The sequence below is a fragment of the Micromonospora sp. NRRL B-16802 genome (assembly GCF_001279555.1).
GTDB lineage: Bacteria > Actinomycetota > Actinomycetes > Mycobacteriales > Micromonosporaceae > Micromonospora > Micromonospora profundi.
In genome coordinates this window covers 171,858-194,559 of the sequence record NZ_LGEB01000002.1, presented here as the reverse complement: position 1 = coordinate 194,559, position 22,702 = coordinate 171,858, and the positions used below count along the sequence as shown (strand labels likewise).

The window sequence follows — 22,702 nt, the reverse complement described above, 5'->3', positions numbered from 1 at the left end:
ATCTTCGAGGTCAGCCGGCCGTATCGATGAGCGCCGCGCCAAGCTGGGCCCGGATCGCCGCGACCACCTGCTCGACGGTGCCCCGACCGGTGAACCCCGCCGCGAGCCGGTGCCCACCCCCGCCCAGCACCACAGCCACCCGACTGACGTCGACAGCGCCCTTGCTGCGCATCGACACGGCCCAGGTGTCGGGGGTGGTCTGCTTCAACACGCAGCTCACATCGGCCTCGGCGGTGCAGCGCACCGAGTCGATGAGCGCCTCCAGCACGTACGGCCGCTGGTCGTGACGGGCCAGGTCGTCGAGGGTGGCGAAGGTCCACACCAGACCTCGCCCGTCGGCGGCGGCCGGCTCCAGCCGGGCCCTGCCGAGCACCTCACCGAAGAGCCGCACAGCGCCGAAGGGCCGGGTGTCGAAGACCTGGCGGGAGATGTCACCGGGCGAGATGCCGGTGGCCAGCAACCGGGCGGCCAACTGGTGCACCGCCGGGGTGGTCGCCTCGAACCGGAACGAGCCGGTGTCCGTGGTGAGCGCCACGTACAGGCACTCCGCGACGGCCCGTTCCAGCGGTACGCCCAGCCGGGTCAGCAACTGCTCGGCCACCACAGACGTCGCCGCGGCGCTCGCGTCGATCAGATTGACCGTCCCGAAGCCGGGGTTGGAGGCGTGGTGGTCGAGCACCAGCGACGCGCCCGCCGCCGACAATCGCCCGGCCAGCTCGCCGAGGCGCGACTCGCTCGCCGCGTCGAAGCAGATCACCAGATCGGGGTCCGGGTCCGCCGCGCTCGCCGGGACCAGCAGGTCCAGGCCGGGCAGACCCCGGAATGGCTCAGGGACCTCCGGCGGCCCGGGAAAGGTCGCCTGCAACCGGTGTACGCCGAGCTGGCGCAGACCCAGACCGAAGCCGAGCATGCTGCCCAGCGCGTCGCCGTCCGGGTTGACGTGACAGATCAGCAGCACCCGACCGGTCGCCGGGAGGTCGCGGATCAGCGCCTCGGCGGCGGCCCAGTCCGCCTCGGCGGGGCCGGTGCCGGTCACTGCGGCGAGCTGGGTGCCGGCGGCGCCGGTCACCGCGCTTCCCCACCCCGGGGGGTGTCCGTGGCCTCGTCGGCCTCGTCCGCGTCGTCCTCGTCCTCGTCCTCGTCGACCCGGTACGGCTGCGGCTCACCCGCGTACTTGGCCTGGGCGGCCAGCCGCTGCACCTCGGCGTCGGCGTTGCGGGCGGCAGCGAGCAGGTCGTCGATGTGCTTGACCTGGTCCTGTACGTCGTCGAGGACGAACGTCAGCGTCGGCGAGTGCCGCAGCCCGAGCGCCTTGCCGACGGTGCTGCGCAACATCCCCTTGGCGCTCTCCAGCGCCGCCGCGGTGTCCGCCTGTGCCACCGCGTCACCGAGCACCGTGTAGAACACCGTCGCATCCCGCAGATCCGCTGTGATCCGGGCGTCGGTGATGGTGATCATGCCGAGCCGCGGGTCCTTGATCTGGCTCCGCACCACCGACGCGACCAGCTCACGCACCCGCTCGGCGTGCCGGCGTACCTTGGCCGGATCAGACATCTCGCCACCTCCACGGCGTCCTGCTCCCGATCGACCGGCGACCGTGGTCGCCGGCCGACCGGCCAACATCTCGAACACTACCTTCGCGGCCCGCACCGGTCGCCCGGCACCGCCGGCACTCCTGTTCACGCCCGGCGCCGCCGGCAATTCTGGTCACGCAGGACGCGGCCGACGCTCGTTCACGCCCGGTGCCGGTACGCCCTCAGTCGTCGTCGAGGCCGTACAGCCGGCGTCGCACCGACAGCAACTCGACCTCGGGGCGAGCGGCGACCAGATGCTCGCAGGAGTCGAGCACCTCGCGGACGTGTACCGCCTCGGCGGCCACCACGGCCACCGCTATCTCCGCTCGACCGTGCAGGTCGAGCGCACCCACCTCGGCGGCCGAAACCTCGAAGCGGCGCAGGGCCGCCACGATCGGCCGTACATATGATCTCTTGGCTTTGAGCGACCGGGAGTCGCCCGGCAGCAGCAGGTCGAAGACCGCGGTTCCGGTAAACATCGCCCCGGACGATACCGGCAACCCACCCCGCATGATCAAGGGGTTTACGCCGGTCGGCGTAAACCCCTTGATCAGCGTGTCACTGCCGGATCAGGCGCGAGCCTTCTCCCGCATCTCGAAGGTCTCGATGACGTCGCCGACCTGGACGTTGTTGTAACCACCCAGGGTCAGACCACACTCGAAGCCCTCGCGGACCTCGGTGGCGTCGTCCTTGAACCGCTTGAGCGAGGTGATCGTGAGGTTGTCCGCCACGACCGCCCCGTCCCGAAGCAGCCGAGCCTTCGCGTTGCGTCGGATGATGCCCGACCGGACGATACAACCGGAGATGTTGCCGATCTTGGACGAGCGGAAGACGTCGCGGATCTCCGCGCTGCCCAGCTCGACCTCCTCGTACTCCGGCTTGAGCAGGCCCTTGAGCGCTGCCTCGATCTCCTCGATGGCCTGGTAGATGACGGTGTAGTACCGGATCTCCACACCCTCGCGGTCGGCCATCTCACGGACCTTGTTGGAGGCCCGCACGTTGAAGCCGATGATCGTGACCGGCTCGGACGAGGCACTCGCGAGCATGACGTTGCTCTCGGTGATCGCGCCCACGCCCCGGTCGAGGACCTTGAGCTGGACCTCCTCGGGGATGTCCAGGTTGAACAGCGCGTCCTCCAGGGCCTCCACCGAACCGGAGACATCGCCCTTGAGGATGAGGTTGAGCGAGGTCTTCTCGCCCTCCTTGAGCTGCTCCATGAGCGTCTCGAGGGTGGCCCGACCACGGGAGTTGGCGAAGGACGCCGCCCGCCGCCGTGCCTGCCGCTGCTCGGCGATCTGACGCACCGTGCGGTCGTCCGCCGCGGCGAGGAACGTGTCACCCGCGCCGGGCGGCGCGGTCAGACCCAGCACCATGACCGGACGCGCCGGCCCGGCCTCGGTGAGCTGGTTGCCGTTCTCGTCGAGCATGGCCCGGACCCGGCCGTGCGCCCCACCGGCGACGATCGAGTCGCCCGCCCGCAGGGTGCCCTTCTGCACCAGCACCGTCGCCACCGCACCGCGGCCCTTGTCCAGGTGCGCCTCGATGGCCACACCCTGCGCCGGCCCGTCGATCGGAGCGGTCAGCTCCAGCGACGCGTCGGCGGTCAGCAGGACAGCCTCGAGCAGCTCCTCGATGCCGATGCCCGGCTTGGCTGCCACGTTGACGAACATGGTCTCGCCGCCGTACTCCTCGGCGACCAGGCCGTACTCGGTCAGCTGCTGGCGAACCTTGTCCGGGTTGGCCTCCGGCTTGTCGACCTTGTTGACCGCGACCACGATCGGCACGTCGGCCGCCTTGGCGTGGTTCAACGCCTCGATGGTCTGCGGCATCACACCGTCGTCGGCCGCGACGACCAGGATCACGATGTCCGTGACCTGGGCGCCACGAGCACGCATGGCGGTGAACGCCTCGTGACCCGGGGTGTCGATGAAGGTGACCGCCCGGTCCTCGCCCTCGTGCGGGACGTGGACCTGGTAGGCACCGATGTGCTGGGTGATGCCACCCGCCTCACCGGCCACGACGTTCGCCTTACGGATGGCGTCGAGCAGCTTGGTCTTACCGTGGTCGACGTGACCCATGACGGTCACCACCGGCGCACGGCTGACCAGACGCTCCTCGGCCACCTCCGCGTCGAGGTCGATGTTGAACTGCGCGAGCAGCTCGCGGTCCTCGTCCTCCGGGCTGACGATCTGGATGTCGAAGCCCAGGTGCTCACCCAGCAGGTGCAGGGTGTCGTCAGAACAGGACTGGGTCGCGGTCACCATCTCGCCCAGGTTGAACATCTCCTGGACCAGCGAACCCGGGTTGGCGTTGATCTTGTCCGCGAAATCGGACAGCGAGGCGCCACGGGAGAGCCGGACGACCTGACCCTGACCCCGGGGAGCACCCGAGCTCATGGTCGGAGCCGACAGGTTGTCGAACTCCTGTCTGCGCTGCTTCTTGGACTTGCGACCGCGCGTCGGCCGACCACCCGGACGCCCGAAAGCACCCGCGGCGCCGCCGCCACGGCCACGACCGCCCGCACCCGGACGACCGCCGCCACCGGCCGGACCACCCGGACGGAAACCGCCGCCGGGAGCACCCGCACCGCCGCCGGGACCGCCACGGTAGCCACCGCCACCGCCGGCACCCGCGCCGCCACCAGGGCCGCCGCGGTAACCGCCGCCACCGCCACCGGCGCCACCGCCGGGACCGCCACGGAAACCGCCGCCACCGCCACCGGGACGACCTGCGCCGCCACCGGGACGACCGGCGCCACCGGGACCGGGGCGACCGGCAGCCGGACGCTGGCTCGGCATGGACGCCGGGCTGGGCCGCGGCGGCATGGAGTTCGGGCTCGGCCGCGGCGGCATGCCCGCCGGGGTGTTGGGCCGAGGGCCACCCGCACCGGCGGCCGGGGGCCGCTGCTGCTGGCCACCCTGGATGCCGAACGGGTTGTTACCGGCACCGCGCGCCGGCGGACGACCGCCCGGCCGGGCACCCGGACCGGGAGCCGGCGTGCTCGGACGAGCTGCCGGCGAACCGGGACGGGGCGGCATAGCCGCGGGACCCGGCCGAGGACCGGGCCGGTTACCGCCGTCTGCCGGAGGCTCCCGGCGAACGGGGTTGTCCCGCTGCTGCTGGCGGGCGGCCTGCGCGGCCTTGACCGCGGCCTCCTGCTCAGCCTTCAGCGCGGCGGCACGCGCCTCCGCGGCCGCCACCTCGATGTCGTGGGCACTCGCCGGCTTGGCGACCGGGGTCACCGTCTGCGGGGCACCGGGAACCGGCCCCTTGGGCTTCGGACCGGGTGCCGGCGCGGCCGGCCGCCGAGGCGGCATCGGCTTGGCCGAGACCCGGGGCGCGCCCGGGGTCGGGGACGGCGTGGGACTCGGGGTCGAAGCCGGCGCCGACGCGGGCGCCGACGGGGCGGCCGGCGCCGGAGCACCGGTCGACGCGACGAATGCGTTACGCAGTCGTCGGGCGACGGGCGCCTCGACGGTGCTCGACGCGGACTTCACGAACTCGCCCATTTCCTTCAGCTTGGCGAGAACGGTCTTACTCTCGACCCCGAGCTCTTTTGCAAGCTCGTGTACGCGGGCCTTGCCTGCCACTGCACTCCTCACTCCGAGGTCGTGCGGGCAGCACCCGCAGCGACCTCACTCGTGCACTTGAAGCCTGGTCATTTCAGGGACTTCATCGTGTGCTCATGTCGGTCGTCCTACCCTGCTAGCGACCCTCGCCCGGTCGGGCTGACCGGACGTAGTGGTTGGCGCATCGACGTGCTCTGCCAGCACACCGTGGTCGAGGACCTCGGTGACGCGCAGCGCTCGCCCGAAGGCGCGGCGCCGCACCGCCAGCGCGAAGCAGGCCGGATCCGGGTGCATGTTCGCTCCCCGACCCGGCAGCCTGCGGAACGGATCAGGCCGGAGGCTGTGACCAGCCTCGTCCCCGATCGCGACGACCCGCAGCAATTCGCTGGCCGGCGCACGCTTCCGGCAACCCACACAGGTGCGCTCCGGCTGCGCGCGTCGTACCACTGGAGGAAGTCTACCCCTAGCTGCCCGAGATCGCGCCGCCCGGCTCCGGTACCTGATCAGCTCCGCCCCGCGCGGCAGGCGCGACCTGCTCCGCGTCGGAGCGGATGTCGATACGCCAACCGGTCAAACGGGCAGCGAGGCGGGCGTTCTGCCCCTCCCGGCCAATGGCGAGGGAGAGCTGGAAATCCGGGACGGTCACCCGGGCGGCCCGGCCGGCCAGGTCCACCACCTCGACCCGCAGCGCCTTGGCCGGCGACAACGCGTTGCCGACGAAAGTGGCCGGGTCGTCCGACCAGTCAATAATGTCGATCTTCTCGCCGTGCAGCTCACTCATCACGGCCCGGACGCGCTGACCCATCGGGCCGATGCAGGCGCCCTTGGGGTTCACCCCGGCGGTGGTCGAGCGTACGGCGATCTTCGTACGGTGACCTGCCTCACGCGCGATCGCGCCGATCTCCACAATCCCGTCGGCGATCTCGGGAACCTCCAGCGCGAACAACTTCTTGACAAGCGCCGGATGCGACCGGGACAGGGTGATCTGCGGCCCGCGCATGCCCTTGGCCACGTGCACCACCACGCAGCGGATCCGCTCGCCGTGGGCGTACCGCTCGCCGGGCACCTGCTCGGACTGCGGCAGCACGCCCTCCAGCTTGCCCAGGTCGACGCTGACGATGCCCTTCTCGATCCGCGTCTCGTGGGCCTGCACCACGCCGGTGACGAGGTCACCCTCGCGGCCCACGTACTCGCCGAAGTGCACCTCGTCGGTGGCCTCCCGCAGCCGCTGGAGGATCACCTGCTTCGCCGTCATGGCGGCGATCCGGCCGAAGTCGTGCGGGGTGTCGTCCCACTCCCGCACCAGACTGCCGTCGGAGTCCATCTCCTGCGCGTACACCAGGGCAGCGCCGGACTTGCGGTCGATCTCCACCCGGGCGTGCGGCTCGGCGCCGTCGGTGTGCCGGTAGGCGGTCAGCAACGCGGTCTCGATCGCCGCGAGAATCGTGTCGAACGGGATCTCCCGCTCGCGCTCGAGTGCGCGTAGCGCCGCGAGGTCGATGTTCACCTCTCCTCGTCCTCCACATCATCTTCGTCGTCGATGTCGTCTGAATCGTCGATGTCGTCTGCGTCGTCGAACTCGTCGTCGACGTCGGTGTCGTCGGGCTCACCCAACTCGGCCAGGCGGGTGAACTCGACCTGCACCCGGCCCGGCCCCAGCTCGGCGTACGTCAAGGAGTCGCGACCGGAGTCGGTCTCCAGCTGCACTGTCTCGTCGTCGGCCCCGACCACCCGGCCGGTCAGCTGGCGACCCGCGGAGGGCTCGGCGCGCTGGCCGGGCAACGCGACCGCGCCTCGGACGGTGACCTTGACGAGCCGGCCCACGTTGCGCCGCCAGTGCCGGGGCAGGGTGAGCGGCCGGTCCACGCCTGGAGAGCTGACCTCGAGCTGGTATTCCCCGGCGAGGATGTCGCCGCCCGACTCCTCGGCCGCGTCCAGTGCGGCCGAGACGGCGCGGGAGACGTCGGCGACGGCGTCCAGGTCGATCCCGCCGTCGGCGTCCACGATCACCCGCACGACGTGCCGGCGGCCGGCCCGGGAGACCGACAGGTCCTCCAGGTCGTAGCCCGCGTCGTTGACCACCGGCTCGATCACGGTCCGCAACTGGGTGCGTCGCGCCGCGAGATCACCGCCGCCGCGGGGGCCGGCCCCGCCGCGCGGCGCGCGGGGAGCATCGTCACGAGGCCCGCTGTCGCGGGAACCGCTGTCGCGGGGTCGACCCGTCGACCTTGTGGCACGGCCACGCTGTGTCATCTCCGCACCCTTTCACTGGTCGATCGGGACGCTCGTCCCGCATGCCGGCACGCCACCGGAGCGGACGCGCCGGCGGCTGCGCAGAGCGTAACGCGCCCGTCGGCCGCCGGACCGGGCGGCGCACCGACGCCGGTGGCCCGCGGAGCGGCACGGATGGTGTTGACTTGCCCGGTGGGGATCGGCAGAACGACACAGCGCAACCATTCATCCGGGCATTCCCGGCGAAAGGTCTTGCGCGCTGGAGCGCTGTTGGCGCTCGGCGGCGGCGTGGCCCCGCTGACCGGCTGTGATCTTTTCGATCGGGACGACAAGCCGGCACCGCCACCGGACCCGCTGCGGCCGATGGTCGACGAGTCGTTGGGGCTGGCCGCGGCGTACCGAGAGAGCGCTGTGGCCCACCCGAGCCTGGCCGGACGCCTCGACCCCATCGCCGCGACGCACACCGCGCACGCCACCGAACTCGCCCGGGTCATCGGCGTGCCCCTCCCCTCGGCGCCCGTCACCGCGCCGAGCAGTTCCCCGGCCGCCGAGCCGGCCGGCGCGCTGGCCGCCCTGCGCGCGCTGGAGAAGACCGCCCAGCAGTCCGCGACAGCCGCCTGCGCGTCCGCACCCGCGGACCGTGCGGCTCTGCTCGGCTCCATCGCCGCCGCGCGGGCCACCCACCAGGAGGCACTGAAGTGAGGCAGCCGACCGCCGGGGAGGCGCTGGCCGCCGCCCTCTCCGCCGAGTACGCGGCCATCTACGCCTACGGACGCATCGGCGTCCGGCTCACCGGGGCGGCGCGCGACGCCGCACGGCAGGCCGAGGCATCGCACCGGCGCCGACGCGACGCTCTGGTGGTGCAGCTCAGCACCACCGGCGGCACCGTGCCACCGGATCGGGCCGGGTACGCGCTGCCGTTCGCCGTCACCGACCGGGCCAGCGCGTTGCGGCTGGCCGTCGAGGTGGAGGAGCGGACCGCGGCGCACTGGCGGGCCGCGTTGGCGTCCACCACCGGCGCCGACCGCGACCAGGCGCTGGCCGCCCTCGTCGAGTACGCCGTACGCGCTACCAGGTGGCGCAAGACCGCCGGCGTCGCCCCGCTGACTGTCGCATTTCCCGGTCGCCCGAGCTGAACTGATCCCGCTCCGGTTGCGGTGCGCATACCAGGTATGCATACTCCGTTGCCATGTCCATCCGTCACGGGCTGCTCGCCCTCCTCGAACGCGGCCAGATGTACGGCTACCAGCTGCGCGCCGCATTCGAGGAGTCGACCGGGTCGACGTGGCCGCTGAACATCGGGCAGGTCTACACCACGCTGTCCCGGCTGGAACGCGACGGACTGGTGCGTCCTCTGCCGGAGAGCGAGGCGGGGCAGCGCCCGTACGAGATCACCGATGCCGGCCGGGCGGACCTGGCGCTGTGGTTCGCCACCCCGATCAGCCGTAACGACCGCCCTCGCGACGAGTTGGCGATCAAGCTGGCGTTGGCGCTCACCACTCCAGGGGTGGACGTCCGCTCGGTGGTGCAGGCCCAGCGCAGCGCCACGATGCGGGCCCTTCAGGAGTTGACCAGGTTGAAGTACGCCAGCGACCGTCCCGAGGACCTGCCCTGGCGGCTGGTGCTGGACTCGATGGTGTTCCAGGCCGAGGCGGAGGTGCGCTGGTTGGACCACTGCGAGAGCAGCCTCGTCCGGCACCGGCCCAGCGGCCCGCCTCCCCCGCTGCCCGGCCCGGGCGCCGACGGGGCACCGGACGCGGCACGATGGGCCGACGAGGGGGCGCGCCGGTGAGCGACCCGGACGACGCGGTGCTGGAGCTGCGCGCCGTCCACCGCACCCACGGGACCGGCCCGGCGGCGGTGCACGCCCTGCGCGGGGTCAGCCTGGCCGTCCGGCCGGGTGAGCTGGTCGCCGTGATGGGTCCGTCCGGCTCCGGCAAGTCGACGCTGCTGGCCCTCGCCGGCGGCCTGGACCGCCCGACCCAAGGCGACGTACGGGTCGAGGGGCAGCGGCTCGGGGCGTTGGACCCACGCGGGCTGGCCCAGCTGCGCCGCCGCCGCATCGGCTACATCTTCCAGCAGCTCAACCTGCTGGGCAGCCTGAGCGCGCTGGAGAACGTCGCGCTTCCGCTGGAACTCGACGGTGTGGGCGGGCGCAAGGCCCGTACCGCCGCGCTGGCCGCGCTCGCCGAGGTGGGGCTGCCCGCCCTGGCCGACCGTTTCCCCGACCAGCTCTCCGGCGGCCAGCAGCAGCGGGTGGCCATCGCCCGCGCGCTGGTGGGCGAACGGCGGCTGGTGCTCGCCGACGAACCGACGGGGGCGCTGGACTCGCAGACCGGTGAGGCGGTGCTGCACCTGCTGCGCCGCCGGGTCGACGCAGGTGCCGCCGGCATCCTCGTCACCCACGAGGCGCGGCACGCCGGCTGGGCCGACCGGGTGGTGTTCCTGCGCGACGGGGTGCTCGTCGACACGACCGCCCCGCTGGGCAGCGTCGAGCAACTGCTGTCCGGCAGCGACCGTTGACCCTCCGCCGGACGACGCGGACAGCCGGCCCGGTTACCGACGCTCCGGCCGCCCAGCCGGTGCCACCGCGCGTACCACAGGGGCGGCGGCGCTTCGCCGAGCTGGCCGGCTCCTGGCGGGCGGCACTGCGGATCGCCCGGCGGGAGTCGCGGCGGGCGCGCCGACGTACCGCCCTGGTGCTCGCCATGATCGCCCTGCCGGTGCTGGTTCTGGCCTTTCTCGCGGCGAGCTACGACATGGCCGAGCTGACCGCGCAGGAAAAGATCGACAGGCGCCTCGGAGTCGCCGACGCGGAACTGCGGTGGTTCGCCGACACCCCGATCGATCAGGACGAGTGGGGTGAGAGCTGGTATCCCCGCAACGGCGACGCGGAGGCGTCCAGCCATCCGGCCACCGCCGCCGAGGTGAGCGCGTTGCTCGGCCCGGGCAGCCGGTTCACCGAGCTACGCGGCCGGATGCCGCTGACAGTGCAGAGCCCCGAGGGGGACGAGGCCTTCCAGGCCCGGGTGCTCGACCTCACCGACCCGCTGGCCCGGGGGCTGGTGCGGTTCCGGTCGGGAAGGGCGCCCCGGGAGCCCGCCGAGGTGGCGGTGAGCCCGGCCGCGCTGCGCCGCCTCGACGTACGCCTGGGCGCGGTGCTGGCCACCGCCGACGGGATGAGGGCGTACACGGTGGTGGGGGTGGTCGAGTTCCCCGACGACCTCGGCCCGATCGTGGCGCTGCACCCGTCGGCCGTACCTCGGAACGAGCCCTTTCTCGACAGCAGTTGGCTTGTGGATGTGCCCGGCGGTGTCGACGCGGCGATGGTGGCCCGACTCAACGACAACGGCGTGGTGGTGGCGACACGCGACCACCACGGCACGGGCGGGTGGACCCGCACGTGGCTCGGGTCCGTCGGACCAGCCGATTCCAACGACCTGAGCACCGGGGTGCTGATCGCCGGCCTCGGGTTGCTGGAGGTGGTGCTGCTGGTCGGGCCGGCGTTCGCAGTGGGTGTCCGCCGACGACGCCGGGACCTGGCGCTGGTCGCGGTGGCCGGTGGAGACTCCGCCCAACTGCGTCGGGTCGTGCTCGCCGACGGTGTCGTGCTGGGCGTGCTGGGCGCCGCCGTCGGGCTGCTCCTCGGAGTCGCCGCGGCCTTCGCCGGTCGTCCGCTGATGGAGCAGTACGTCTTCAGCGCCCGGTTCGGCGGGTACCGCTGCTGGCCGGCGGCGCTCCTGGTGCTCGCTGGGGTAGCGGTGCTGGCCGGGGTCCTCGCCGCGGTGGCGCCGGCCTGGACGGCCGCCCGCCAGGATGTCGCGGCAGGGCTCGCCGGTCGGCGTACCCCGCCGACGTCCCGGACCCGGTGGCTGGCCCTGGGGCTGGTGTTGGCCTTCGGCGGGGCGGCGCTCGCGGCGTACGGGGCCACCCGGACGTCGGCGGCGGTGATCCTCACCGGCCTGATCCTCGGCGAACTCGGTCTGGTGTGTTGCACGCCCACGCTTATCGGCGTGCTGGCGAGGCTCGGCCGGGTACTGCCGCTGGCCCCCCGGATCGCGCTGCGCGACGCCAGCCGTAACCGGGCCGCCGCCGCACCGGCGATCTGCGCGGTGATGGCCGCCGTGGCCAGCAGTGTGGCCCTCGGCGGGTACCTGGCCAGCGACCGCGTCCGGCAAGCGGACACCTACCAGCCGATGCTGCCCACGGGCCACCTGCTGGTCAACCCGGAGCACTCGACCCGGCGGCCCACGCTGGCCCAGGTGACCGCCGCGGCCCAGGAGACGCTGGGCACCGCCGCGGTCGCCCCGGTTCAGACGGTGGCCTGCACCGAGGCGGGTCACGGCTACTGCGACGTCACCCCACTACTGCCGCCTGCGCAGGTCTGCCCCTGGCAGCCCGATGATGTCCTGTCCGCGTCGCAGCGCCGGCAGGCACGGGCCGACCCGCGTTGCCAGTTCTCCGAAACGACGCGCTTCGGCCCCTGGGTGCAGTCCTGGGTGGACGACGGCGCAGCCCTGCCGTTGCTGACCGGCGCCGACCCTGCGGCGACCGCCACCGCAGCCGAGGTGCTGCGCGCCGGTGGCGTGGTGGTGACCAACAGGCGCTACGTGCACGACGGCCGGGTGACAGTGCAGATGGTGCCGTCGGACGGCGGAACGCCGATCACCGCCGACTTCCCCGGGTACGCGCTGCCCGCGTTCGTGGGCGAGTCCCGCCTGCTGCTGTCCGAGCCCTCGGCCCGCAGCCTCGGTCTTCGCGTGTCCTCTGCCGGTTGGGTGGTCGGCACCGCGACGCCGCCGGCCAGTCAACAGCAGGAGCGGTTCACCGCTGCCCTGCGGCCCTTCGGGCCGGTGTCGTTGAGCGTCGAGTCCGGCGCCGCCCCCACCGACATCTCACCCCTGCTTCTCCTGCTCGCCGCGGCGGCCGGCCTGATCACGGTGGGCGCCGCCGGGATCGCGACAGCGCTCGCAGCCGCCGAGGGGCGTGCCGAGTTGTCCACCCTCGCGGCGGTCGGCGCGGCCCCGGCGGTACGCCGGCTGCTGGCGATCTGCCAGGCCGGGGTCATCGCGGGTCTCGGTTCGGTGCTCGGGATCGTGGCCGGGCTGGGCACCGCGGCGATCGTGCTGTTCTCGGTCAACCGCCAGTACGCGACGGACTGGCCGGCACCCGCCCCGTACCCGTACGTGGTGCCGTGGCCGGTGCTCGGCGTCCTGGTGCTGGTGCCCCTTGTGGCGATGCTCGGCGCGGGCCTGTTCACCCGTGCGCGGCTGCCGATCGAGCGACGGCTGGACTGACCCGGGGTCGGCGGATTCACCGCTGTGGAAACCTGGGCCGTCCGGAGGTGCCGCCGGGGTGCGGCAGCCGGCAGACTGGTCCGCGTGTCTGCGCTCGGAACACTCACCCGTCGGGTCGGCCATCACCGCTGGTTCGGTGCCGCCGCCCGCCTGCTGGTGCCCGCCGACCGGATCGTCGGCCGGCTCACCCGGGGGCGGGTGGTCGCGCTCGGCCTGATCCCGTCCCTCGTCATCACCACCATCGGCCGCCGCTCCGGCAAGCCGCGCAGCAATCCCCTGCTCTACGTGCCCGACGGCGACGCCTACGTGGTGATCGGCTCCAACTGGGGGCAGACGCAGCAGCCCGCCTGGTCGCTGAACCTCCTCGCCGAGCCGACCGCCGAGGTCGACGTACGGGGGCGACGGATCCCGGTGCGTGCCGTGCTGGCCACCGGTGCCGAACGGGACCGGCTGTGGCAGCTGCTGGTCACCGAGTGGCCGGCGTACCGCGCGTACGTCGAGCGGGCCGGCGACCGGGAGATCCGGGTCTTCCGGCTGGAGCCGACCGGGCGCGGCGCGCCGGCCGAGCCGCGGTCTGCTGGCTAGGCTGACCTCGGGTTCGAGTCGGAGGTGGCGGCGGTGCGGGCGAGGAGCGAACCGACCTTGCGGGCCGCGCCGCCACGAGCCGCGCCGCCACGAACGAGGGCCGCCTAGTGGGCGTCAGCGGCGACCGGTCCGGTGTCGGCCGGGGCACCCACGACGATCGACGGTGGACCGTCGCTGAGCGGGTGGCCGAGGCGATCCGGCGGCGTTTCCCTGCCGACGTGCTGGCGATCGCGGTGCATGGCCCCCTGGCCCACGGCGACGACGACGGCGGTGGGGACGGCGAGGTGGGGCTGCTGGTGGTCACCTACCGGCCGGGCACCGGTCCACGGCCGGCGACCCGCCGGGTCGACGGGGTGCTCGTCGACCTGACAGTGGCCGCCGCCGACGACTACCTCGGGCAGGCGCGGCAGCTCTCCCCACTGTGGCCGCTGACCGCCGACCGGTACGTCACCACGCAGGCGCTGCACGACCCGACGGGCTGGCTGCGGACGTTGCGCGACGAGCATCTGGGCCGGCTGGCCCGCGCCCGGCCGGGCGAGTTCAGTACCGCGGCCCGGCAGTCGTGGTACAGGGGCAGTGCGGCGCACTCCCGGGCCGCCCGGCTCGCCGAGTGGTACGAGACCGACCAGGCGCTGCTCATGCTCGGTGAGGCGCGGCTGGCCGCGGCGACAGTGACCGGCCTGCTGAGCCGCACCTACTTCCGTGACCCGGGTGACGCGGTGCGACGCACCGGTCTGGCCGGCGCGGACATGACCGAGGTGGGTGTGGTGCTGACCCGGCAGGCCGACGAACTGGCGGCCCGTGGCCGACCGGTGGACGGCACCGTCGATGACCTGCTCACCGGCTGACCGGCATCACAGCCCGCCCTGCACGCCGATCAGCGAACCGATCAGATAGGTAGCCCCGGCCGCCGCGGCACCCAGCAGCAGTTGCCGCAGCCCGCTCGTCCACCAGGGCCGGCGGGTGAAGCGCGCCACGACCGCGCCGGCGGCGAACAGCCCTAGCCCGCCGACGGCGAGCGCCAGCCAGAGGTCGCTGGAGCCCAGCAGGTACGGCAGCAGCGGCACCAGCGCGCCCACCGAGAAGAACAGGAACGAGGAGAACGCCGCCGCCCACGGGCTCGGCTGGTCGTCGGGGTCGACGCCCAACTCCTCGCGGACGTGCACCCGCAGCGCCTCTTCCGGGTCACGCCGCACCGCCTCGGCGACCTGGGTGGCGAGGTCCCGGGGCAGGCCGCGGGCCACCCACGCGTCGGCCAGCTCACGGGCCTCCGCCTCGGGGTGCCGTTCCAGTTCGCGTCGCTCCTTGGCGACCTCGGCGGCGACCTGCTCGTTTGCCGACCGCACACTCGTGTACTCGCCGAGCCCCATCGAGATCGCGCCCGCCACCAGGCCGGCGGAGCCGGTAAGCACGATGCTGCGCGGCGACACCCCACCGCCGCCGACGCCGGCGATGAGGGCGATGTTGGTGACCAGCCCGTCCATCGCGCCGAAGACGGCCGGCCGCAGCCAGCCGCCGGACACGTCCGCGTGGTGGGCTTCGCGGAGCGCCGCAGGGGTGTCGGTCACGGCAGGGTCAGGATCTCGTGGCCGTCGTCGGTCACCACGATCGTGTGCTCGAACTGGGCCGTCCACCTGCGGTCCTTGGTCACGACGGTCCACCCGTCGTCCCACATGTCGTACTGGTAGGTGCCGAGCGTGATCATCGGCTCGATGGTGAAGGTCATTCCCGGCTCCATGATGTCCGTGGGGCGGGGACTGTCGTAGTGCGGCACGTAGAGCCCGCTGTGGAAGGACTCCCCGATGCCGTGGCCGGTGAAGTCGCGGACCACGCCGTAGCCGAACCGCTTGGCGTACGACTCGATGACCCGACCGATCACGTTGATCTGCCGGCCCGGCTTGACCGCGCGGATGCCGCGCATCATCGCCTCGTGGGTCCGCTCGACGAGCAGCCGGGCCTCGTCGCTGACCTCGCCCACGCAGAAGGTGGCGTCGGTGTCACCGTGCACCCCACCGATGTACGCGGTCACGTCGACGTTGATGATGTCGCCGTCCTGAAGGACCGTGGAGTCCGGGATGCCGTGGCAGATGACCTCGTTGATGCTTGTGCAGCAGGACTTGGGGAAGCCCCGGTAGCCGAGCGTCGACGGGTACGCGTCGTGGTCACAGAGGAACTCGTGCACCAACCGGTCGATCTCGTCGGTGGTCACGCCGGGTTTGCAGTGCTCGCCGGCGAGCTGTGTCGCCTGGGCGGCGAGTCGGCTGGCCACCCGCATCTTCTCGATGGTCTCGGGTGTCTGCACATGCGAGCCGCGCCACTCCTGCGGCTGCTTCTTGCCCACGTATTCCGGGCGCGGAATATGGGCGGGCACCGGTCGCCACGGAGAGAGCGTGCCTGGCGTCAGCGGTGGACGTTCGGTCATGTCCCAAGCCTATCGCCGGGGCCGCCGGTGACCCGCGCCACGGCGGTCCGGTACCGGTTGTTGCTCCGTCGTGTCGCCTGTGCCATGGTGTCTGCGTGGATCAAGGGGGAGCACCGCCCGTCTTCTCCGCCAGCGGAGAGATCGATGGTGGCCACTTCCATGTGGTGGTGACCGGCGAGGTCGACATGGCGACCGCCGACACCATGCTCCAGGCCGCGCTGCGCGAGCCCGCCGAGCGGATCACGCTCGACCTGCGCGCTGTCACCTTCTTCGACTCCGCCGCCATCCACGCCCTGGTCCGGCTCGCCCAGCAGTTCACCGGCACGTTGTCGGTGCTGCCGTCCCGGCAGGTCCGTCGAGTGCTGGAGATCTCCGGCCTGGGCGACCAGGGCTGGCTCGAACCAGCCTGACCTCGGGGTCAGGGCTGCAACTGCCGGCGCAGCGTCACCTCGGTGCCCTCGTCGGTACGCCGCACCGTCAGGTCGCCCAGGGCGCCGATCAGCGACAACCCCCGCCCCCGGAACCCGGAGCCGGTCGACTCGCGCCACTGTCCGCTGTCCCGCACGGTGGCGGTCACCGTCCGGTCGGCGATTGCCACCTCGACGCTGATCACCGGCTCGGCGGGGTCGACCGGGTGCTCGATGGCGTTGGCGGCGGCCTCCGAGACCGCCACGGTCAGGTCGAACAGATCGGTCTCGCCGACTGAGTGTGCGACCAGGAAGTCCTCCAGGCGCTTGCGCAGCACACTCAACCGGGTCGGGTCCGCCGGCAACCGCAGCGCGAACCGGTTCAGCTCGGCCGCCTCAAGTGCGAGCACCGCCACGTCGTCGCGCCGCGCCCGCCCAGCGACCCGGCCGACTACCGTGTCGATCAGATCCGCCACGTGCTCGCCTGGCGTGGCCGCGTCGGCACGCAGTTGGGTGAGCGCCGCGTCGATGCCGACCTGCCGGTCCTCGATCAGCCCGTCGGTGTACAGCAGCAGCCGACCGCCGGCGGCCAACTCCCCCTCGACCGTCCGGTACGTCGCGTTCGGAAGCGCACCGACAGGTGGGCCGAGCGCACGGTCATGCAGGAACGCCACGTCGTCTCCTCGGATCAGCAGGGGGGACGGGTGCCCGGCGCTGGCGTACCGCAGCCGGCCGGTGCGCGGGTTGAACAGCAGACAGAGCACTGTCGCGAAGGAGCGACCCTCGGTGGAACCGACCAGCCGGTTGAGCCGGGACAGCGACTCACCCGGGTCGTAACCCTCGAGCAGGTACGCGCGCAGCGCGTTGCGCAACTGCCCCATCGCCGCGGCGGCCTGCACACCCTTGCCGACCACGTCACCGATGACCAGCACCAACTCGTCGCCCTCAAGCGCGATCGCGTCGTACCAGTCGCCGCCGACCTCGACGTCGGCGGTGCCCGGCAGGTACCGGCTCGCCAGCACCGCCCCCGGCATCTGGGGCAGCGTCCTGGGCAGCAGGCTGTGCTGCAACGTGGTGGCGATGTGGTGTTCGGCCTCGTAGAGCTGGGCGTTCTCCAGCCGCACCCCGACCAGCCGGGCCAGTTGGCTCAGCGCGGCCTCGTCGGCCTGCGAGTCGTCACCGGCCGCCCGCCAGACGCGCAACTCGCCGAGCTGCTCGCCGCCGGTGCCGGTCAGATCGGCCACGAACGACGGGTCGGTGGCCGTGACGCCACCCGCCTCCGACTCGGACCGGGCGTCGGCCGAGGTGACCACCACCCGGGCGGCCTCGGCGAGACTGAGCGCGTGCCGGGCGGCGACCTGGAGAACGTCGGCGGTGGATCGGGCGGTGTTCACCGCCACCGCCGCGTCGGCCAACGTCCGGAGGCGACGGATGATCTGCCCACGCAGCTGACCCAGCTCGACGTTCGCCCGTACGCGGGCGATCAGCTCCTGACCGGAGAACGGCTTGGTCAGGTAGTCGTCGGCGCCGACCGAGAGTCCCGCCACCGCCTCCGCCGACCCGGCCCGGGCGGACAGCAGCACGATCGGCACGTGACGGGTACGCGCGTCGGCGCGCAGCGCGCCGACAAGCCCGAATCCGTCCAGCCGGGGCATCATCACGTCGGTGAGCACAAGGTCGAAACCGCCCTCGCGGGCCAGCTCCAGGGCCACCAGGCCGTCGCTCGCGGTGACCACCTCCCAGGTCGGGGAGAGCAACCGGGTGACGTGCTCACGCAGGTCGACGTTGTCGTCGACGACAAGGATTCGACCGGCTGGCAGGTCGGTGGCCGGTTGACTGTCGAACTCCGGGCCCGCCTCGGCGCCGGTCCACAGCGCTGTCTCCGCCACGTAGAGGCGGGCCTGCTCGGGTTGGCCGGCTGGCAGCGGTGCGAACCCGGCCACCCGGTCCGCCTGAAGGTGCGCCGACCCGAACGGAATGGTCACCGTGAAGGTGCTGCCCTCGTCGACCTCGCTGGTCACACCGACCGTGCCGCCGTGCATCTCGACCAACTCGCGGACCAACGCGAGGCCGATCCCGGTGCCCTCGTGGGTGCGGGCGCGCACTCCGGGCACCCTGTGGAAACGCTCGAAGACGTGCGGCAGCTCGGTCGGCACGATGCCCACACCGGTGTCGGTGACGTCGAGCCGGGCCGCCCCGCCGTCGGCGCGGACCCGTACCCGGATCTCGCCGTCGAAGGTGAACTTCAACGCGTTCGACACCAGGTTGAGGACGATCTTCTCCCACATGTCCCGGTCGACGAAGACCGGTGCCGACAGCGGTGGACAGTCAACCACCAGGCGCAGCCCGGCGCGGTCGGTGGCCGAGCGGAAGGTGCTGGCGAGCCGCGCCGTGTAGCCGGCCAGGTCAGTGGGCTGGTAGCGGGCGGCGAGCCGACCGGATTCCAGCCGGGAGAAGTCCAGCACCGTGTTGACGAGCTTGAGCAGGCGCAGCGCGTTGCGGTGCATCACGGTGAGCCGGTCGGTGTAGGTGGCGGGCATGCTCGGGTCGGCGAGCATGTCCTCCAGCGGGCCGAGCACAAGTGTCAGCGGGGTCCGGAACTCGTGGCTGACGTTGGCGAAGAAGTTGGTCTTCGCCCGGTCCAGTGCGGCCAGTTCGGCGGCACGGGCCCGCTCCTGCTCGTACGCCCGCTGGATGCCCACAGCCCGCGAGATCTGCGCGGCCACCAGGCCGAGGAAGTCGCGGTACTCGTCGCTGAGCGGCAGCCGACGGTTCACGCCGACGACAAGCGCGCCGACAGTCTCGTTCGTCGCCGTGACCGGCAGGACGTGGGCGACGTCGGCCACGTCTGCGGGCGGGTGGCCGAGCAGGCCGGCCACCCGGACAGTTGTCGGCCCGTCGGTGACCAGCTGGGCGAACGCGTCCGCGGTGAGGCCCACCTCAGCCGGGTCGACGCCCGTGGCGCCGGTCAGGGCGAACCGGCCAGCGGAGTCGGCCTGGTAGATCAGCGCGAACGGCACATCGGCCAGGTGCCGACCGAGCACGGCGGCGGCGGTCCGGCCCAGCTCGGCCGCGCTGTCGACGTCGGCCAGCTCGGCGCCCAGCTCCGCAAGCGCCCGTAGTCGACGTTCGCCGAGCACCCGCCCGGTGGTCTCGTTGACGATGCAGTAGACGCCGCTGACCGAGCCGTCGGCCCCCCGGATCGGGTCGTAGGCGACGTCGAAGTAGGTCTGCTCGACATAGCCGTGCCGGTCCAGCAGGAACGGATGATCCTCGCCGCGGTACGAGCGGCCGGTGCGTCGGACACCGTCCAGCAGCGGGCCGAGCACCTCCCAGGTCTCCGCCCAGTGCTGTCGGGCGGGCTGGCCGAGCACGTCCGGGTGCTTGCTGCCGATCGTCGGCCGGTAGGCGTCGTTGTAGAAGGCGAGCTGGTCGTCACCCCAGAACATGACGATCTGCGCGCTGGAGGCCAGCATCATGCTGATGGCGCTGGAGAGCGCCGACGGCCAGTGCGATGGCGGGCCTAGCGGCGCGGTGGACCAGTCGAAGGCGCGCAGCCTCTCACCCAGCTCGCCGCCATTGGCAAACGCGGCAGCCAGCAGCAGGGGGATCTCATTGCCGTCCGTGACGGAATGCCCCGTGTCCGCGCCCCCCTGCGCCGAGCTCATGCAGCCCCCTGCTCCGGCCGTGCCCGCAGCCGTTGATCTTCCGCACCGTGCCTCGACTTGTACCCAGCGGGATCAGCAACGTAACGCATGGCGAACCGCAGACGCTGATTACTGCGCTGTGCCCGTCGGACACACGACAGCGTGGGTCGGGCACGAGCCTGACCTGCGCCACAAGAATGGTCCGACGACTCAGAAAACGGGCAATCCGTCGATGCTTGCGGCGTTCTTCGTGGCCCGGTACGTCACCAGGTCGTCGGCAGTACGCCGCGAGTGTGAGGTGAGCAACAGGTCGCGTTCGGCGCGGAAGTCCATCAGCGGCACGGCATAGCCGCAGGAGTCGCTGACGCGCTGCACCTCGACGGTGATCACGGCCCGGACGGCGTGCACGTCCGGCGGGGCGGGAAACTCGGCGAGACGGTCGGCGAAGTCGGCGTCGGTGACCGCGACGCTGCTGCCCCGGCCGTGCAGCCGGACGATCTTCGGCGGCCCGTCGAACGCGCAGAACATCAGCGTGATGCGGCCGTTGTCGCGCAGGTGGGCGATGGTCTCGGCACCGCTGCCGTGGTAGTCGAGGTAGGCCACCCGGTGCGGGCCGAGGATCACGAAGGTGCCCCGCATGCCCTTCGGCGAGACATTGACGTGCCCCTCCGTACCGGACGGCGCGGTGGCCACGAAGAAGACCGGCTGGGCAGCGATGAAGTCACGCAGACGACCGTCGATCTCCGAATACACCTTGCCCATTGGCTGATCCTCCCACCGGCCGAGGCACCGCACGGGGGCGACGTATGTCACAGCGGCAGGGTGCCGCCTCACAACGGTGTGACGTACGCCCCGGTGATGCCGCCGTCCACCACGAACTGCGCGGCGGTCATGAACGAGGCGTCGTCGCTGGCCAGGAACGCCACGGCGGCGGCGATCTCCTCCGGCGCCCCGAACCGGCCCATGGGCACGTGCACCAGCCGGCGTGCTGCCCGCTCCGGGTCGGCGGCGAAGAGTTCCAGCAGCAGCGGGGTCGCCACCGGGCCGGGACAGAGCGCGTTGACCCGGATGCCCTCACGGGCGAACTGCACGCCCAACTCCCGGGTCATCGCCAGCACGCCACCCTTGCTCGCGGTGTACGCGATCTGCGACGTCGCCGCGCCCATGAGCGCCACGAACGAGGCGGTGTTGATGATCGAGCCCTTGCCCTGCCGACGCATGTGCGGGATCGCGTACTTGCAGCACAGGTAGACGCTCGTGGTGTTGACCCGCAGCACCCGCTCCCAGGCGTCGAGCCCGGTGTCCAGGATCGAGTCGTCCTCCGGCGGGGAGATGCCGGCGTTGTTGAACGCGATGTCGACGCTCCCGTGCCGCTCGGCGACACCGTCGAAGAGGTCGCGTACCGCCGTCTCGTCGGCGACGTCGGTGGCCACGAACTCGCCGCCGCACTCCTGCGCGGCCCGCTCGCCGGCCGCCTCGTCGATGTCCACGCAGACGACCCGGGCACCCTCGGCGGCGAACCGCCGCACGGTGGCCAACCCGATGCCGCTGCCCGCTCCGGTGACCACTGCCACCCGGTCCTGCAACCGACCCTGCACTGGCGTCACTCCTCTGTCGCGATGAACACGTTCTTGACGTCGGTGAAGGCGTGCAGCGCGTCCGGACCCAACTCGCGGCCCAGCCCGGAGCGCTTCATCCCACCGAACGGGGTCCAGTACCGCACCGAGGAGTGCGAGTTGACGCTGAGATTGCCCGAGTCGACGGCGCGGGCCATGCGCAGCGCCCGACCGACGTCCCGGGTCCAGATCGAGCCGGAGAGCCCGTACTCGGTGTCGTTGGCGAGCCGGACGGCGTCGGCCTCGTCGTCGAACGGGAGGACCGAGACCACCGGCCCGAAGATCTCCTCCCGCCAGTGCCGGTCGGCGGGTGAATTGGCCAGCAGCACTGTCGGTGCGTGCCAGAAGCCGGGGCCGTCCGGGCAGGACCCGGTGAACGCTACTGTCGCCCCGGTCACGTAGCCGGCCACCCGGTCCCGCTGCGCGGCGGAGATCAGGGGACCCATCTCGGCGGTCTCCAGAGCGGGGTCCTCGACCCGCACGGCGCGTACCGCCGGTTCGAGCAGTTCCAGGAAGCGGTCGTACACCGGGCGTTGGACCAGGATCCGCGACCGTGCGCAGCAGTCCTGGCCGGCGTTGTCGAAGACCGCGCCCGGTGCGGTCGCGGCGGCGCGTTCCAGGTCGGCGTCGGCGAAGACGATGTTGGCGCTCTTGCCGCCCAGCTCCAGCGTGAGTCGCTTCACCTGGGCGGCGCAGCCGGCCATGATCCGGGTGCCGACCTCGGTGGAGCCGGTGAAGCAGATCTTGCGGACGGCCGGGTGGGTGACGAACCGCTCCCCCACCACCGAGCCCTCGCCGGGGACGACGGTGAACACGTCGTCGGGCAGGCCGGCCTCGCGGGCCAGTTCGGCCAGCCGCAGCGCGGTGAGCGGGGTCAGCTCGGCGGGCTTGAGCACCACAGTGTTGCCGGCGGCGAGCGCCGGAACGAACCCCCAGGCGGCGATCGGCATCGGGAAGTTCCACGGCACGATCACACCGACGACGCCGAGGGGTTCGTGGAAGGTGACGTCCCACCCTCCCGGCGCCGGGATCTGCCGCCCGGTCAACCGCTCCGGCGCGCCGGCGTAGTAGTCCAGTACGTCGCGGACGTTTCCGGCCTCCCAGCGGGCGTTGCCGATGGTGTGCCCGGAGTTGCGGACCTCCAGCGCGGCCAACTCGTCAAGGTGCGCGTCGACGACGGAGGCGAACCGCCGCAGCAACCGAGCCCGGTCCCCCGCCCCCACCGTCCGCCAAGTCTCGAACGCGGCAGCGGCCCGAGAAATCGCGGAATCAACCTCCCCAAGCGAGGCCCCCGGCACCTCCCGAAACCCCACCCCGGAAGCCGGATCAACAACCGTAGTCACGCCCGCACCA

The 22,702-nt window shown here is 72.2% G+C and carries 21 protein-coding genes; 8 read left to right on the top strand and 13 right to left on the bottom strand.

Translation table 11 applies throughout. The features are described from left to right. Positions 1–10: 10 nt before the first annotated feature. The 7 genes from ADK66_RS04020 to rimP form a co-directional block, all read right to left on the bottom strand. Entirely contained in the window at positions 11–1,069 is a 1,059-nt protein-coding gene (locus ADK66_RS04020) for a bifunctional oligoribonuclease/PAP phosphatase NrnA (protein ID WP_053652512.1), read from the bottom strand. After that, positions 1,066–1,554 (bottom strand): 30S ribosome-binding factor RbfA, encoded by a 489-nt coding sequence (gene rbfA, locus ADK66_RS04015; protein WP_053652511.1) that lies wholly within the window; start codon positions 1,552–1,554, stop codon positions 1,066–1,068. Before rbfA ends, ADK66_RS04020 begins: the two co-directional genes overlap by 4 nt. Positions 1,555–1,756: 202 nt before the next feature. Continuing rightward, positions 1,757–2,053, bottom strand: coding sequence for a DUF503 domain-containing protein (locus tag ADK66_RS04010; RefSeq protein ID WP_053652510.1), 297 nt, complete (start codon positions 2,051–2,053; stop codon positions 1,757–1,759). 90 nt (positions 2,054–2,143) lie between these two features. Further along, a complete protein-coding gene (infB, locus tag ADK66_RS30490) occupies positions 2,144–5,164 on the bottom strand; it encodes a translation initiation factor IF-2 (RefSeq protein WP_082377180.1) in 3,021 nt (1,006 codons plus the stop codon). 93 nt (positions 5,165–5,257) lie between these two features. Continuing rightward, the gene (locus ADK66_RS30485; protein ID WP_082377179.1) at positions 5,258–5,590 is read right to left on the bottom strand and encodes a YlxR family protein; all 333 of its coding nucleotides are present in this window, start codon (positions 5,588–5,590) and stop codon (positions 5,258–5,260) included. A gap of 16 nt (positions 5,591–5,606) precedes the next feature. Then, entirely contained in the window at positions 5,607–6,650 is a 1,044-nt protein-coding gene (gene nusA / locus ADK66_RS03995; RefSeq protein WP_053652508.1) for a transcription termination factor NusA, read from the bottom strand. After that, a complete protein-coding gene (gene rimP / locus ADK66_RS03990) occupies positions 6,647–7,396 on the bottom strand; it encodes a ribosome maturation factor RimP (protein ID WP_053652507.1) in 750 nt (249 codons plus the stop codon). The genes nusA and rimP overlap by 4 nt, the downstream gene beginning before the upstream one ends. 153 nt (positions 7,397–7,549) lie before the next feature. On the opposite strand from rimP, the gene ADK66_RS03985 reads away from it, so the two are divergent. From ADK66_RS03985 to ADK66_RS03955, 7 genes are all read left to right on the top strand, one after another. Beyond that, on the top strand, positions 7,550–8,077 hold the full coding sequence (locus ADK66_RS03985) for a hypothetical protein (protein WP_231639887.1): 528 nt from the start codon (positions 7,550–7,552) through the stop codon (positions 8,075–8,077). After that, entirely contained in the window at positions 8,074–8,511 is a 438-nt protein-coding gene (locus ADK66_RS03980) for a ferritin-like domain-containing protein (protein ID WP_053652505.1), read from the top strand. The genes ADK66_RS03985 and ADK66_RS03980 overlap by 4 nt, the downstream gene beginning before the upstream one ends. A gap of 53 nt (positions 8,512–8,564) precedes the next feature. Next, on the top strand, positions 8,565–9,167 hold the full coding sequence (locus ADK66_RS03975) for a PadR family transcriptional regulator (protein WP_053652504.1): 603 nt from the start codon (positions 8,565–8,567) through the stop codon (positions 9,165–9,167). Continuing rightward, positions 9,140–9,898 carry an ABC transporter ATP-binding protein gene (locus ADK66_RS03970; RefSeq protein ID WP_053652503.1) on the top strand — a complete coding sequence of 253 codons (759 nt, stop codon included), beginning with the start codon at positions 9,140–9,142 and terminating at the stop codon, positions 9,896–9,898. Before ADK66_RS03975 ends, ADK66_RS03970 begins: the two co-directional genes overlap by 28 nt. Continuing rightward, positions 9,895–12,672, top strand: coding sequence for an FtsX-like permease family protein (locus tag ADK66_RS03965; protein WP_082377177.1), 2,778 nt, complete (start codon positions 9,895–9,897; stop codon positions 12,670–12,672). Before ADK66_RS03970 ends, ADK66_RS03965 begins: the two co-directional genes overlap by 4 nt. Before the next feature lie 84 nt (positions 12,673–12,756). Beyond that, positions 12,757–13,257, top strand: a complete 501-nt coding sequence (locus ADK66_RS03960; protein WP_053652501.1) for a nitroreductase family deazaflavin-dependent oxidoreductase — start codon at positions 12,757–12,759, stop codon at positions 13,255–13,257. Between the two features lie 107 nt (positions 13,258–13,364). Beyond that, positions 13,365–14,105, top strand: coding sequence for a hypothetical protein (locus ADK66_RS03955; RefSeq protein WP_053652500.1), 741 nt, complete (start codon positions 13,365–13,367; stop codon positions 14,103–14,105). A gap of 6 nt (positions 14,106–14,111) precedes the next feature. Here the strand turns inward: ADK66_RS03955 and ADK66_RS03950 are convergent, their stop codons facing one another. Then, entirely contained in the window at positions 14,112–14,825 is a 714-nt protein-coding gene (locus ADK66_RS03950; RefSeq protein ID WP_053652499.1) for a VIT1/CCC1 transporter family protein, read from the bottom strand. Beyond that, positions 14,822–15,679, bottom strand: a complete 858-nt coding sequence (map, locus tag ADK66_RS03945; RefSeq protein WP_053652498.1) for a type I methionyl aminopeptidase — start codon at positions 15,677–15,679, stop codon at positions 14,822–14,824. The genes ADK66_RS03950 and map overlap by 4 nt, the downstream gene beginning before the upstream one ends. A gap of 95 nt (positions 15,680–15,774) precedes the next feature. On the opposite strand from map, the gene ADK66_RS03940 reads away from it, so the two are divergent. After that, on the top strand, positions 15,775–16,089 hold the full coding sequence (locus ADK66_RS03940) for an STAS domain-containing protein (RefSeq protein ID WP_197281401.1): 315 nt from the start codon (positions 15,775–15,777) through the stop codon (positions 16,087–16,089). 8 nt (positions 16,090–16,097) lie between these two features. On the opposite strand, the gene ADK66_RS03935 is transcribed toward ADK66_RS03940, so the two are convergent. From ADK66_RS03935 to ADK66_RS03920, 4 genes are all read right to left on the bottom strand, one after another. Next, positions 16,098–19,754 carry a SpoIIE family protein phosphatase gene (locus ADK66_RS03935; RefSeq protein WP_053652497.1) on the bottom strand — a complete coding sequence of 1,219 codons (3,657 nt, stop codon included), beginning with the start codon at positions 19,752–19,754 and terminating at the stop codon, positions 16,098–16,100. Between the two features lie 189 nt (positions 19,755–19,943). Next, complete coding sequence (locus ADK66_RS03930; RefSeq protein ID WP_053652496.1) at positions 19,944–20,495, bottom strand: pyridoxamine 5'-phosphate oxidase family protein; 552 nt, start codon at positions 20,493–20,495, stop codon at positions 19,944–19,946. Positions 20,496–20,563: 68 nt separating this feature from the next. After that, positions 20,564–21,331, bottom strand: a complete 768-nt coding sequence (locus tag ADK66_RS03925; protein WP_053652495.1) for a 3-oxoacyl-ACP reductase — start codon at positions 21,329–21,331, stop codon at positions 20,564–20,566. Positions 21,332–21,336: 5 nt separating this feature from the next. After that, positions 21,337–22,692, bottom strand: a complete 1,356-nt coding sequence (locus tag ADK66_RS03920; protein WP_053652494.1) for an aldehyde dehydrogenase — start codon at positions 22,690–22,692, stop codon at positions 21,337–21,339. Positions 22,693–22,702 lie beyond the last annotated feature (10 nt).